At 69.0% G+C, this 13,049-nt stretch carries 9 protein-coding genes; 6 read left to right on the forward strand and 3 right to left on the reverse strand.

Annotation, left to right across the window (positions count from 1 at the left end; genetic code table 11):
* Positions 1 to 149 precede the first annotated feature (149 nt).
* Together pap and JHD77_RS00860 are read right to left on the reverse strand one after the other, a co-directional pair.
* Positions 150 to 1,640 (reverse strand): polyphosphate:AMP phosphotransferase, encoded by a 1,491-nt coding sequence (gene pap / locus JHD77_RS00855; RefSeq protein WP_004345272.1) that lies wholly within the window; start codon positions 1,638 to 1,640, stop codon positions 150 to 152.
* Between the two features lie 25 nt (positions 1,641 to 1,665).
* On the reverse strand, positions 1,666 to 1,785 hold the full coding sequence (locus JHD77_RS00860; RefSeq protein WP_003091936.1) for a hypothetical protein: 120 nt from the start codon (positions 1,783 to 1,785) through the stop codon (positions 1,666 to 1,668).
* On the opposite strand from JHD77_RS00860, the gene mnmC reads away from it, so the two are divergent.
* Complete coding sequence (gene mnmC / locus JHD77_RS00865; protein WP_034022754.1) at positions 1,784 to 3,748, forward strand: bifunctional tRNA (5-methylaminomethyl-2-thiouridine)(34)-methyltransferase MnmD/FAD-dependent 5-carboxymethylaminomethyl-2-thiouridine(34) oxidoreductase MnmC; 1,965 nt, start codon at positions 1,784 to 1,786, stop codon at positions 3,746 to 3,748. The genes JHD77_RS00860 and mnmC overlap by 2 nt on opposite strands.
* Positions 3,749 to 3,848: 100 nt before the next feature.
* Positions 3,849 to 4,601, forward strand: a complete 753-nt coding sequence (locus JHD77_RS00870; RefSeq protein ID WP_003117537.1) for a sulfite exporter TauE/SafE family protein — start codon at positions 3,849 to 3,851, stop codon at positions 4,599 to 4,601.
* 154 nt (positions 4,602 to 4,755) lie between these two features.
* Here the strand turns inward: JHD77_RS00870 and JHD77_RS00875 are convergent, their stop codons facing one another.
* The gene (locus tag JHD77_RS00875; protein ID WP_003091943.1) at positions 4,756 to 5,229 is read right to left on the reverse strand and encodes a MarR family winged helix-turn-helix transcriptional regulator; all 474 of its coding nucleotides are present in this window, start codon (positions 5,227 to 5,229) and stop codon (positions 4,756 to 4,758) included.
* A 142-nt stretch (positions 5,230 to 5,371) separates the two neighbouring features.
* Here JHD77_RS00875 and JHD77_RS00880 point away from each other — a divergent pair, with 142 nt between their 5' ends.
* The 4 genes from JHD77_RS00880 to JHD77_RS00895 all read left to right on the forward strand — a co-directional run bounded on the left by JHD77_RS00880 (position 5,372) and on the right by JHD77_RS00895 (position 13,025).
* The gene (locus JHD77_RS00880; protein ID WP_003119567.1) at positions 5,372 to 7,141 is read left to right on the forward strand and encodes an N-acetylglutaminylglutamine amidotransferase; all 1,770 of its coding nucleotides are present in this window, start codon (positions 5,372 to 5,374) and stop codon (positions 7,139 to 7,141) included.
* Positions 7,142 to 7,181: 40 nt separating this feature from the next.
* A complete protein-coding gene (ngg, locus tag JHD77_RS00885; RefSeq protein ID WP_003111433.1) occupies positions 7,182 to 8,939 on the forward strand; it encodes an N-acetylglutaminylglutamine synthetase in 1,758 nt (585 codons plus the stop codon).
* Positions 8,936 to 10,132 carry an osmoprotectant NAGGN system M42 family peptidase gene (locus JHD77_RS00890; protein ID WP_003111432.1) on the forward strand — a complete coding sequence of 399 codons (1,197 nt, stop codon included), beginning with the start codon at positions 8,936 to 8,938 and terminating at the stop codon, positions 10,130 to 10,132. The genes ngg and JHD77_RS00890 overlap by 4 nt, the downstream gene beginning before the upstream one ends.
* Before the next feature lie 136 nt (positions 10,133 to 10,268).
* Positions 10,269 to 13,025, forward strand: a complete 2,757-nt coding sequence (locus JHD77_RS00895; RefSeq protein WP_031755537.1) for a hybrid sensor histidine kinase/response regulator — start codon at positions 10,269 to 10,271, stop codon at positions 13,023 to 13,025.
* The last annotated feature ends 24 nt before the right edge of the window (positions 13,026 to 13,049 follow it).

Below are 13,049 nucleotides of genomic sequence, written 5' to 3' on the forward strand. Positions count from 1 at the left end.
GGTACCCTCGCTGTTATTGTCGGTCGGCCGCCGGGGCAGCGGCCGGATCGAGCGAGGATAAGGCGAGGCAATCGCGCGAGGCACCGATCATTCATCCGGCGTATGCGTCGCCATCCCCTGGAGAGGACGGCGCCGCATTCCGGCGGGCCTCACTTGTCCCTCTTGTACGCCGCTTCGATGGCGTCGTTGATGGTGCGCAGCACCTTGACCCGGGCGAAGCGCTTGTCGTTGGCTTCGACCAGGGTCCAGGGCGCGATCTCGGTGCTGGTACGGTCGACCATGTCGCCCACCGCGTCCACGTACTGGTCCCACTTGTCGCGGTTGCGCCAGTCTTCCTCGGTGATCTTGTAGCGCTTGTAGGGGGTTTTCTCGCGCTCCTTGAAGCGCTCCATCTGGGTCTGCTTGTCGATCGCCAGCCAGAACTTCACCACGATGATCCCGTACTCGCTGAGCTGCTCCTCGAAGTCGTTGATCTCGCCATAGGCGCGCAGCCAGTCGGCCGGTGCGCAGAAGCCCTCAATGCGTTCTACCAGCACGCGGCCGTACCAGGAACGGTCGAAGATGGTGAACTGGCGGCGCGCCGGGATGTGCCGCCAGAAGCGCCAGAGATAGGGCTGCGCGCGCTCCTCTTCGGTCGGCGCGGCGATCGGCACGATATGGTACTGGCGCGGGTCCAGCGCGTCGGTGACACGGCGGATGGCGCCGCCCTTGCCGGCCGCGTCGTTGCCCTCGAACACCGCGACCAGCGAATGCTGGCGGAAGCGCTTGTCGCGGATCAGCCCGGCCAGGCGCGCCTGCTCGGCGGCGAGCTGCTCCTTGTAGGCGTCCTTGTCCAGGTACTGGCCCAGGTCCAGGGAGTCCAGCAGGCCACGGTTGTCCAGGCTCGACACCAGCGGTGCGGCGTGCGGCTGGCGCTTGGCGCGCTCCTTGGTGGCCAGCGCGGCCTGCAACCCTTCGAGAAGGATGCGGCCGACGGTCAGGGCGCGGTAGCGCTCGTCCGCGCCTTCCACCACGTACCAGGGCGCGTAGTCCCGGCTGGTACGGCGCAGCACGCGCTCGCCGTAATGCACGAAGCGGTCGTAGACCTCGCTCTGCTTCCAGTCCAGCGGACTGAGCTTCCAGCTGTGCTGCGGGTCCTTTTCCAGCGCCTTGAGGCGTTCCTTGAGCTGTTTCTTGGAGAGGTGGAACCAGAACTTGAAGAGCAGCGCGCCTTCGTCGCAGAGCATGCGCTCGAAGCGTTCGGCGGCATCGATGGCCTGATCCAGCTTGGCCTCCTTGATATGCCCCTCGACCCGCGCGTAGAGCATCTGGCTGTACCAGTTGCCGAAGAAGATACCGGTCCGCCCCTTGGGCGGCAGGCGCCGCCAGAAGCGCCACTGCGGCGGCCGCTCCAGTTCCTCGTCGGAGGGACGGAGGAAGCTCTGCACTTCGATCAGGCGCGGGTCCATCCACTCGTTGAGGAGCTTGACCGTCTCCCCCTTGCCGGCGCCCTCGATGCCGTTGATCAGGATGATCACCGGGAAGCGCGCCTGCTGCTTGAGCTCGAACTGCGCCTCGAGCAGCGCTTCGCGCAACTCGATGACGGCCTTCTCGTAGGTGTCCTTGTCGATGCTGTGGCCAACTTCCGCGGATTCGAACATGGAGGTCTCCCTTAACCTGAGTCCTTCAAGGTAGCGGATCGGCGTGCGGCTGTCTGCGCGGCGCCGCGGCATGTTCGCGCAGCGCCTCGCCGCTGGCCGGCAAAGCCCCGTAAAATGCGCCATCCGCTTTTTCAGGTTCTGCCATGTCCGACTTCCAGCATGCCCAGCTCGACTGGGACGAAAACGGCCAGCCGCTATCCCGCGCCTTCGGCGACGTATATTTTTCCCGGCATTCCGGGCTCAACGAGACGCGCCATGTGTTCCTCGCCACCAACCGCCTGGCCGAGCGCTTCGCCGCGCTGGGCGACGGCGAGGTGCTGTGCATCGGCGAGACCGGCTTCGGCACCGGACTGAACTTCCTCTGCGCCTGGCAGCTGTTCGAGCGGGTCGCGCCGGCCGGCGCGCGCCTGGAGTTCGTCAGCGTGGAGAAATTCCCCCTCGCCGCCGCCGACCTGCGCCGCGCCCTGGCGCTATGGCCGGAACTGGCGCCCTGGAGCAAGGCCCTGCTGGGCCAGTACCTTGCCGTGCACCCGGGCTTCCAGCGCCTGGCGTTCGCGGGCGGAAGGGTCGGCCTGACCCTGCTGCTGGGCGATGCCCTGGAGTGCCTGCCGCAGCTCGACGCGCGGGTCGACGCCTGGTTCCTCGATGGCTTCGCCCCGGCGAAGAACCCGGACATGTGGTCGCCCGTACTGTTCGCCGAACTGGCGCGACTGTCGGCGCCGCAGGCGACCCTGGGCACTTTCACCAGCGCCGGTTTCGTTCGCCGCGGGCTGGTCGAGGCCGGTTTCGCCATGCAACGGGTACCGGGCTACGGACAGAAGCGCGAGATGCTCAGCGGCACCTACCAGGGGCCGCCGGCGAACGCCGGCAAGCCCTGGTACGCACGCCCCGCGCCCCACGCCGGGCGCCGCGCGGCACTGGTGGTCGGCGGCGGCCTGGCCGGCTGCGCCAGCGCCGCCAGCCTCGCCGCGCGCGGCTGGCAGGTGACCCTGATCGAACGCCATCCCGGCCTCGCCCGGGAAGCCTCGGGCAACCCCCAGGGCGTGCTCTACCTGAAACTCTCGGCCCACGGCACGCCGCTGTCGCGCCTGGTGCTCAGCGGCTTCGGCCATACCCGCCGGCTGCTCGAACGCCTGCGGCGCGACCACGACTGGGACGCCTGCGGCGTACTGCAACTGGCCTTCGACGCCAAGGAAGCGCAACGCCAGGCGCAACTGGCCGCAGCCTTCCCCGCCGACCTGCTGCACGGCCTGGAGCGCGAGCAGGCCGAGCGCCTCGCCGGCGTCGCCCTGCCCGCCGGCGGCCTGTTCTATCCCGAAGCCGGCTGGGTCCATCCGCCCGCGCTGTGCCAGGCCCTGGCCGCCACCCCCGGGATCACCCTGCTGAGCGGCCGGGCAGTACGCTTGCGCCGCGAGGGCGACGACTGGTGCGCCTACGCCGGCGACGAATGCCTGGCCCGCGCGCCACTCGCGATCCTCGCCACCGCCGCCGACATCCGCGACTTCCCGCCCGCCGCCGAGCTGCCGCTGAAGCGCATTCGCGGGCAGGTCACCCGCCTGCCGGCCACCCCGCAAAGCCGGGCGCTGCGCACCGTGGTCTGCGCCGAGGGCTACGTCGCACCGCCGCGTGGCGACGAACACACCCTCGGCGCCAGCTTCGACTTCAAGAGCGAAGACCTGGCGCCGACCCTCGCCGAACACCAGGGCAACCTCGAACTGCTGCGGGAAATATCCCCCGACCTGTTGCAGCGCCTGGGCGCCGACGACCTGCCGCTGGAGCGCCTGGAAGGCCGCGCGGCATTCCGCTGCACCAGCCCCGACTACCTGCCCCTGGTAGGCCCGCTGGCCGAGCGCGCGGCCTTCGACGAGGTCTACGCGGTGCTCGCCCGCGACGCCCGCCAGGTGCCGGAGCGTGCCTGCCCCTGGCTGCCAGGCCTGTACCTGAACAGCGGCCACGGCTCGCGCGGGCTGATCAGCGCGCCGCTGTCCGGCGAACTGCTGGCGGCGTGGATCTGCGGCGAGCCGCTGCCGCTGCCGCGCGCGGTGGCCGAGGCCTGCCACCCGAACCGCTTCCTGCTGCGCGACCTGGTGCGCGGGCAGCGCGGCTGAAGCCCCGGGCGCACCGATTTGCGCTACCCTTCGGGCCTGCCGCACGCGCAGGCCATACCGGACCACCGGCTGGCTCACCCGCGGAAATAGTTGATCGACGATGGATGTACTGCTCTTCGAATCCCTGGGCATCGGCGCCGTTCTCGGCCTGCTGCTCGGCCTCACCGGCGCCGGCGGCTCGCTGGTCGCCCTGCCCCTGCTGCTCAGCCTGCACCTGCCGCTGCGCGACGCCATCGGCGTGAGCCTCGGCGCGGTCGCCCTGTCGGCGCTGATTGGCGCCATTCCGCGCGCGCGCCAGGGCCAGGTGGCCTGGCGGCCGGTGCTGGTCCTGGCGCTGGCCGGCCTGCCGAGTAACGCCGTCGGCCAATGGCTCGGCCGCTTCGTCCCGGAAGGCGTGCTGATCGTCGCCTTCTGCCTGCTGGTGCTCTGGTCGGCCTGGCGCATGTGGCGCGGCGCCGGGATGAAACGCGAGGCCAGCGACCAGGCACGGAGCCTGCCGCTGCTCGGCATCGGCCTGGCGGTCGGCTTGCTGTCGGGATTGATGGGCGTGGGCGGCGGCTTCCTGGTGGTGCCGGGGCTACTCTGGTTCACCCCGCTGTCGATGATGGCCGCCACCGCCACCTCGATGGCGGTGATCGCGCTGGTCTCCGGCGGCGGCTTCCTGATCTACCTGACCGGCGCCCACCCGCCGCTGCCGCTGCTCGGCGGCCTCGCCGCCGGCGGCGCGGTCGGCGTGCTCGGCGGCAACCTGCTGGCGCAGCGCCTCGGCGGCCCGACCCTGCAACGCCTGTTCGCGCTGATGCTGGTGGCGGTGAGCTTCTCCCTGGCGGCGCAGAAGCTCTACGGCGGGTAGCTTTCCTCGGCGGCCGGGGCACCGGGGAAGCGGCGTTATGCGCCCTACGCGAAGGTCACGCCATGGCGTACAACGCGCTTGTCCACCAGGCATCGGCAGGTTCGCCAGGTAAAGACCGCCGACGCGACTGTCTTTCGTAGCGAACCTGGCGCCCTCACTCTTCTTCGACGTCCTCTTCCGGCAAGCCGAACAGGTCGGCCGCGCGCAGCAGCGCGGCCAGCAGGCCGTGGCGCTCCCACTCGGGCAACGCGGCGAAGCGCTCGATCACGTACTCCGGCAATAGCGGCGGCGCCTCCGCCAGGGCTTCGTGGCCGGCCGGGTCGAGGTGCAGCCAGGACTTGCGCCGGTCCTGTTCGTCGCGCCGACGATAGAGCAGGCCGCGTCCTTCGAGGCGGTCGAGCACGCCGGAGAGCGATGCCTGGGACAGGCTGACCAGCTTGGCCAGTTGCGTCGCGGTCAGTTCTCCCTCCACCGCCAGGACATGCAGGATCAGCAATTGCAGCGGGGTCAGGCCGCCGTATCGGCTGAGACGCTTGGAGTGGATTTCAGCGGCCTGCTGGAGGCGGCGGATGGCGCGGAAAATAGCGAGCGAATAGGTATCGGCAGCGGTCTTATTACTTTCAACCATAATAAATTCTTCGTTAAGGGTCCTGATAGGCCCGGAAAATTCGTATAGAACTCCTTCCAACTGTAACGGTCCTCTGTTAGGTAAGTCATGTACCCGGAAGGGGTACGCAACCCACTTCCCCAACGGAGAACCGGTAAGGAATATGTGCGGCATATCAGGAGAGTTTCGTTTCGACAACCAGGCAGCCGACCTCGCAGCGGTCGAACGCATCACCCACCACCTGGCCCCTCGCGGCCCCGACGCCTGGGGCTTCCACGCCCAGGGTCCGATCGCCCTCGGACATCGACGGCTGAAGATCATGGACCTGGCGGAAGCTTCCGGCCAACCGATGATCGATCCCGATCTCGGCCTGGCCATGGTGTTCAATGGCGCCATCTACAACTACCCCGAACTGCGTGGCGAACTGGAAAGCCTTGGCTATCGGTTCTTCTCCGGCGGCGACACCGAAGTTCTCTTGAAGGGGTACCATGCCTGGGGCGCCGATTTATTGCCCCGGCTCAATGGGATGTTCGCCTTCGCCGTCTGGGAGCGCGATCGCCAGCGGCTGTTCCTGGCCCGTGACCGACTCGGCATCAAGCCGCTCTACTACAGCCTCGACCGCTCGCGCCTACGCTTCGCCTCGAGCCTGCCGGCCCTGCTCAAGGGCGGCGACATCGCCAGCGACCTCGATCCGCAGGCGCTGAATTTCTACCTCAACTTCCACGCCGTGGTTCCCGCCCCGCACACCTTGCTGGAGGGCGTGAAGAAGCTGCCGCCGGCGACCTGGATGAGCGTCGACCTCGACGGCAGCTGCGAGCAGCGCACCTGGTGGACGCTGGACTACGGCCCACGCCCGGACGAGCGCGAGCTGACGCTCGACGACTGGCAGGAGCGCGTCCTCGACGGCCTCCGCGAAGCGGTGGCGATCCGCCAGCGCGCCGCCCGCGAGGTCGGCGTGCTGCTCTCCGGCGGGGTCGATTCGAGCCTGCTGGTGGGCCTGCTGCACGAAGCCGGGGTGGACAACCTGCTGACCTTCTCCATCGGCTTCGAGGATGCCGGCGGCGAGCGCGGCGACGAGTTCCAGTATTCCGACCTGATCGCCGAGCGCTATCACACCCGTCACCATCGCCTGCGCATCGGCGAGCACGAAGTGATCGAGCAGTTGCCGGCGGCCTTCCGCGCCATGAGCGAGCCGATGGTCAGCCACGACTGCATCGCCTTCTACCTGCTCGCGCGGGAAGTCTCGAAGCACTGCAAGGTGGTGCAGAGCGGCCAGGGCGCCGACGAGCTGTTCGCCGGCTACCACTGGTATCCGAAGGTGGATGGCGCCGACGACGCCTTCGCCGCGTACCGCGCGGCGTTCTTCGACCGCGACCACGAGGAATACCTGGCCACCGTCGGCGAGCGCTTCCGCGTCGAGGACGTCGCCGGGCGCTTCGTCCGCGACCACTTCGCCAGCCCCGGCGCCGAGGCCGCGGTGGACAAGGCGCTGCGCCTGGATAGCACGATCATGCTGGTCGACGACCCGGTCAAGCGGGTCGACAACATGACCATGGCCTGGGGCCTGGAAGCCCGCGTGCCGTTCCTCGACTACCGCCTGGCCGAGCTGTCGGCGCGCATTCCCGCCCGCTTCAAGCTCGGCGACGGCGGCAAGCAGGTGCTCAAGGGTGCCGCGCGCAAGGTGATTCCCAGCGAAGTCATCGACCGGCCCAAGGGCTACTTCCCGGTGCCCGGCCTCAAGCACCTGCAGGGCCGCACCCGCGAATGGGTACGCGAACTGCTGCTCGACCCGAGCCAGGACCGCGGCCTGTTCCAGCCGGCGATATTCGATCGCCTGCTGAGCGATCCGAACGGCGACCTCACACCGCTGCGCGGCTCCAAGCTGTGGCAGCTGGCCGCCCTCAACCTCTGGCTCAGCGAACAGGGACTTTGAAAATGGGCCCCCAACGCAGGGGCCCGAACCAGGAGCGATCATGAAAGGCCACTTGCATCTGCCTCACCCGCACAACCAGCGCCTGCAACGTATCCAGGCGCCCACCTACGAACGCCTCCAGGCGCGTCTCGCCGAAGATCACAGCGAGCCCACCGAGAAACCGCTGAGCATCCACTGCGGCTGGGGCCGCCTGCTGATCGGGCAGACCTACCCGGACGCCGAGGAACTGGCCCGCGACCTGTTGCAGGAAGCCCCCGGCGAACGCGACATCGCGCTCTACGTGGCGGCGCCGCAGCAGGTCCTGGCCCACGCCCCGCAGCAGCTCTTCCTCGATCCCTCGGATACCCTGCGCCTGTGGTTCACCGACTACCGCCCGGCGCGCCGTCCGCCACGCGGTTTCCGCATCCGCCGGGTGCATACCGAGGAGGACTGGGCGGCGATCAACCGCCTGTACCTGGCGCGCGGCATGCTTCCGGTGCAGACCGAGCGCCTCAGCCCGCGCCACCAGGGCGGGCCGATCTACTGGCTGGCCGAGGACGCCGACACTGGCGTCGCGGTAGGCACGGTGATGGGCCTCAACCACGCCAAGGCGTTCCAGGATCCGGAGGGCGGCTCCAGCCTCTGGTGCCTGGCGGTGGACCCGCAATGCAGCCGGCCGGGCGTCGGCGAGGCGCTGGTACGGCACCTGGTCGAGCACTTCATGAGCCGCGAACTGGCTTACCTCGACCTCTCGGTGCTGCACAACAACCAGCAGGCCAAGGCGCTCTACCGCAAGCTCGGCTTCCGCGAACTGGCGACCTTCACCATCAAGCGCAAGAACGGCATCAACCAGTCGCTGTTCCTCGGCCCCGGCCCGGAGGAAGACCTCAACCCCTACGCCCGGATCATCGTCGACGAAGCCCACCGGCGCGGCATCGAGGTGCGCGTCGACGACGCCGAGGGCGGCCTGTTCACCCTGACCCAGGGCGGCCGGCAGATCCGCTGCCGTGAATCGCTCTCCGACCTGACCACGGCGGTAAGCATGACCCTCTGCCAGGACAAGGTCCTCACCCACCGCGCCCTGCAGCACGCCGGCCTGCGCCAGCCACAGCAGCGCCTGGCCGGCAGCGCGGAGGAAAACGCCGCGTTCCTCGCCGAGCACGGTTCGCTGGTGGTCAAGCCGGTGGACGGCGAGCAGGGCCAGGGCGTGGCGGTGGACCTGCGCACCGCGGAAGAGGTCGAGGAGGCCATCGAGGCCGCCCGCCATTTCGATTCGCGCGTGCTGCTGGAGAGCTACCACGCCGGCCACGACCTGCGCGTGCTGGTGATTGGCTACGAGGTGGTGGCCGCCGCCATCCGTCGTCCCGCCGCGGTGATCGGCGACGGCCGGCACAGCATCCGCGAGCTGATCGAGGCGCAGAGCCGCCGGCGCCAGGCCGCCACCGGCGGGGAAAGCCGCATCCCGCTCGACCACGAGACCGAGCGCACCCTGCGGGCCGCCGGCTATGGCTACGACGACGTGTTGCCCAGCGGCGAACACCTGGCCGTGCGGCGCACCGCCAACCTGCACACCGGCGGCATCCTCGAGGACGTCACCGACGCCCTCCATCCGGCCCTCCGCGAGGCCGCGATCCAGGCCGCGCGGGCCCTGGAAATACCGGTGGTGGGCCTGGACTTCCTGGTCGAGGCCGCCGACCAGCCCGACTACGTGATCATCGAAGCCAACGAGCGCGCCGGCCTGGCCAACCACGAGCCGCAGCCGACCGCCGAACGCTTCGTCGATCTTCTCTTCCCCCTCAGCCGCGAGGTGCCTTCATGACCCCTCTGCCACAACCGGACCTCAACTACCTGCAACGGGTGCTGCTGGAGATGCTCGCCATCCCCAGCCCCACCGGCTTCACCGATACCATCGTGCGCTATGTCGCCGAGCAGCTCGACGAACTTGGCGTGCCCTTCGAGATGACTCGCCGGGGAACCATCCGGGCGACCCTCCAGGGCCGCCTGAATACCCCCGACCGGGCGGTTTCCGCGCACCTCGACACGATCGGCGCGCTGGTCCGCGAGATCAAGCCCAACGGCCGCCTCGGCCTGGCCCCGGTAGGCTGCTGGTCGAGCCGCTTCGCCGAGGGTAGCCGGGTCACGGTGTTCACCGAACAGGGCGTGTTCCGTGGCAGCGTGCTGCCGCTGCTGGCTTCGGGCCACGCCTTCAATACCGAGGTGGACAACCTGAAGATCAGTTGGGACAACATCGAGCTGCGTCTCGACGCCTATACCGCCAGTCGCGCCGACAGCGAGAGCCTGGGCATCTCGGTGGGTGACTACGTGGCCTTCGATCCGCTGCCGGAGTTCACCGAGAGCGGCCATATCAGCGCCCGCCACCTGGACGACAAGGCCGGGGTCGCGGCGCTGCTGGCGGCGCTGAAGGCGGTCAAGGAAAGCGGCCAGGAGCCGCCGATCGACTGCCACCCGCTGTTCACCATCACCGAGGAAGTCGGCTCCGGCGCCGCCGGCGCCCTGCCCTGGGACGTCAGCGAGTTCGTCGGCATCGACATCGCCCCGGTGGCCGAAGGCCAGAATTCCAACGAGCACAGCGTCAGCGTGGCCATGCAGGACTCCGGCGGGCCCTACGACTTCCATCTGTCGCGGCACCTGCTGCGGCTCGGCGAGCGCCACGACATCGCCCTGCGCCGCGACCTGTTCCGCTACTACCACAGCGACGCGCAGTCGGCGATCGCCGCCGGCCACGACACCCGCGCCGCGCTGCTGGCGTTCGGCTGCGACGCCACCCACGGCTACGAGCGCACGCACATCGACAGTCTCGCCGCGCTGAGCCGGCTGCTCACCGCCTACATCCTCAGCCCGCCGGTCTTCGCCAGCGACGCCAAGCCCCGGGAAACCTCGCTGGAACGCTTCAACAAGCAGCTCGAGCATCCGGTGCACATGGAAAGCTGCACCCACGTCCCGCCGGTGGACGAAGTGCTCGACAGCAGCAACAACAGCGACAAGGGCTGAGCCCGCGCCGGCCTCCCCGCCTCCGGGGAGGCCGCCCTCCTCTCCAGCCAACTGCTAGGCTGATGGCAGGTTCCCTCGCCTGTCTCGTTTCCTCCGTAGCATCATGCGTGCCGACTCGTGTCCATGGAGTAGTTGCATGTCTCGACTCTGCCTGGTCCTGCTGTTGCTCTGCTGCGCGCTGCCGGCCCGGGCGCAGCCGCCCGCGCCGCTGGACGGAGAGGACCTGCGCCTGTCCCTGGGCGAGTACGCCGAGTACTACCGCGACGCCGGCGGCAAGGCGCGTCTGGGCGACATCCTCGCCTTGCCGGCGCAGGCCTTCGCCGCCCTGCGCGGCGACCACGCGAACTTCGGCAAGAACGCCGCAGCCTGGTGGTTCAGGGTGCGCCTGGACAACCGCAACGGCACCGACCTGGCCGGTTTCCTGGAGATCAACTACCCGCTGCTGGACGACCTCAAGGTCTACCTGCTGACCGCCGATGGGCGCATCGAACAGCAGGAGAGCGGCGACCTGTTCGCCTTCTCCCAGCGCCCGGTGCAAGTGCGCAACTTCTGGTTCCCGCTGCGACTGCCGCCCGGCGAGAGCACCCTGCTGCTGCGCGTGCAGAGCACCAGCACCGTCTACGTGCCGCTGTACTTCAGCACCTACGCGGCCAGCGCGGCCAGCCAGGAAACCCTGATGGGCTTCAACGGGGCCTTCTACGGGGTGCTGTTCGGGTTGTTCTGCTACAACCTGTTCCTCTTCGTCTCGCTACGCGAGGCCACCTATGCCTGGTACCTGCTGTACAACCTCAGCCTCGGCCTGTTTTCCGCCAGCTTCGACGGCCTGCTGTTCAAGCTGCTGCCCGGACACGTGGCGCTGGAGTCGGCCGGCATCTACCTGCTGATGTACCTGAGCTGCCTGGTGTCGATCCAGTTCAGCCGCGGCTACCTCTACACCCGCCGCGACTTCCCGCGCCTCGACCGCTTCCTCCGCGGCCTGCTGCTGGCCTGCGTGGTCCTGTTGGCCAGCGAGCCGCTGGTGGGGCTGCGCGCCTGGAACGTCCTCGCCAGCCTGACGGTGATGCTGGTCTCCCTCAGCCTGCTGCTGGCCGGCGTCCACGTCTGGCGCCAGGGCCTGCGCTACGGCCTCTACTACATCCTGGCCTGGGGCGCGCTGCTGCTGTCGTTCCTGGTCACCACCGCCGCCTCGCTGGGCTTCGAACTGTTCGGCCTGTTCGGCAGCAGCGTGGTCAAGATCGGCATGACCGTGGAACTGGTGACCCTGTCCATCGGCCTCGCCGACCGCATCAATGCGCTCAAGGAGGAAGGCTTCCGCTCGCGCCAGGCGGCCGAGCAGGCGCGGGTGGAGAACGAGGCGAAGAGCCGCTTCCTGGCGAAGATGAGCCATGAGATTCGCACCCCGCTGAACGGCGTGCTGGGCATGCTGCAACTGCTCCGCGACACCCCGCTGGACCGCGGCCAGGCGGCCTACGTGGAGACCATCGCCAGCTCCGGCAGCGCGCTGATGTCGGTGATCAACGATATCCTCGACTACGCTCGCATCGAGTCCGGCAAGCTGCACCTGGAGCGCATCGACTTCGACCTTGAGGAACTGCTCTCCGACACCCTGGCGCTGTTCAGCGCCCAGGCCGTGGAAAAACGCCTGCGCCTGCATCTCGGCCTGGACAGGGGCGTGCCGCGCCGCCTCAACGGCGACCCGACGCGGTTGCGCCAGGTACTGATGAACCTGCTCAGCAATGCCCTCAAGTTCACCGCCGAAGGCCATGTCGCCGTGCGCGTGCAGCGGCGCTTCGACGAGGGCGGACGCGAGCGCCTGCTGTACAGCGTCAGCGACAGCGGCATCGGGATATCCGCCCAGGCGCAGAAGACCCTGTTCGAATCCTTCTCCCAGGCCGACTCCAGCACCACCCGCCGCTACGGCGGCAGCGGCCTGGGCCTGGCGATCAGCCGCGAGCTGGTGCAGATGATGGGCGGGCGCATCGAGGTGAGCAGCGAGCCGGGCAAGGGCACCCGGTTCAGCGTCGACCTGCCGCTCAGTCCCGCCCTCGACGCCGGCGAAGCGGATGAAGTGGCGCAACTGCTGCAACACCGCCCGGCCCTGCTGGCCAGCGAGGACAACCTGACCCTGGACTGCCTGCAGGCATTGCTGGAGCGTTGGGGGCTGCGGGTCGAACGCTGCCTGCAGCCGAGACGGCTGAACGCCTACCTGGAGGACTTCAGCGCACCGCCCCTGCTGGTCCTGGCGGCGCCCTGGCCGGGACCGCCGTCGATCTGGCTGGACACCCTCTATGCGCAACTGGAGCAAGGCCAGCGCATCCTCCTGCTATGCCCGCCGCAGCACTGCCAGGACCTGCCGCCGCACGAAGGCCTGCGCCTGCTGGCCCTGGCCCAGCCGGTGGCAGTGAAGGCCCTGCGCGAAGCCCTGCTGGAACTGTACCGGGAGCGGCGCCGACAGCCAGGGCGGAGCAGCGAGGCGGCCCCGGACGAACGCCCGGACGCCCCATGCATCCTGGTCGCCGAGGACAACCCGGTGAACCAGCTGGTGGTGCGCGGCTTCCTCGCCAAGCGCGGCTACGCGGTGCGCCTGGCCGGCAACGGACGGCTCGCGCTGGACGAGTACCTGCGCGATCCGAACGGCATCCAGTTGATCCTGATGGATGGCGAGATGCCGGAAATGGACGGCTTCGAGGCGACCCGCCTGATCCGCCGGGAGGAGCGTGCCCAGGGCTGGCCGCGCGTACCGATCGTTGCCCTGACCGCGCACATCCTCGACGAACACCGCCGGGCCGGAATCGAGGCCGGCATGGACGCCTACCTCGGCAAGCCGGTGGACCGGGCGGAACTCTATGCCACCCTCGAACGCCTGCTCGGCCAGCCTTCGCGACAGGCATGACAGTGCGCGATGCGTCGCGCTAGC

Source organism: Pseudomonas sp. P20 (genome assembly GCF_016463925.1).
Lineage (GTDB): Bacteria > Pseudomonadota > Gammaproteobacteria > Pseudomonadales > Pseudomonadaceae > Pseudomonas > Pseudomonas aeruginosa.

Coding starts and splice junctions, on each gene's coding strand:
- pap (WP_004345272.1), bottom strand. CDS start 1,640: ATGTTCGAATCCGCGGAAGTTGGCCACAGCATCGACAAGGACACCTAC.
- mnmC (WP_034022754.1), top strand. CDS start 1,784: ATGTCCGACTTCCAGCATGCCCAGCTCGACTGGGACGAAAACGGCCAG.
- JHD77_RS00860 (WP_003091936.1), bottom strand. CDS start 1,785: ATGGCAGAACCTGAAAAAGCGGATGGCGCATTTTACGGGGCTTTGCCG.
- JHD77_RS00870 (WP_003117537.1), top strand. CDS start 3,849: ATGGATGTACTGCTCTTCGAATCCCTGGGCATCGGCGCCGTTCTCGGC.
- JHD77_RS00875 (WP_003091943.1), bottom strand. CDS start 5,229: ATGGTTGAAAGTAATAAGACCGCTGCCGATACCTATTCGCTCGCTATT.
- JHD77_RS00880 (WP_003119567.1), top strand. CDS start 5,372: ATGTGCGGCATATCAGGAGAGTTTCGTTTCGACAACCAGGCAGCCGAC.
- ngg (WP_003111433.1), top strand. CDS start 7,182: ATGAAAGGCCACTTGCATCTGCCTCACCCGCACAACCAGCGCCTGCAA.
- JHD77_RS00890 (WP_003111432.1), top strand. CDS start 8,936: ATGACCCCTCTGCCACAACCGGACCTCAACTACCTGCAACGGGTGCTG.
- JHD77_RS00895 (WP_031755537.1), top strand. CDS start 10,269: ATGTCTCGACTCTGCCTGGTCCTGCTGTTGCTCTGCTGCGCGCTGCCG.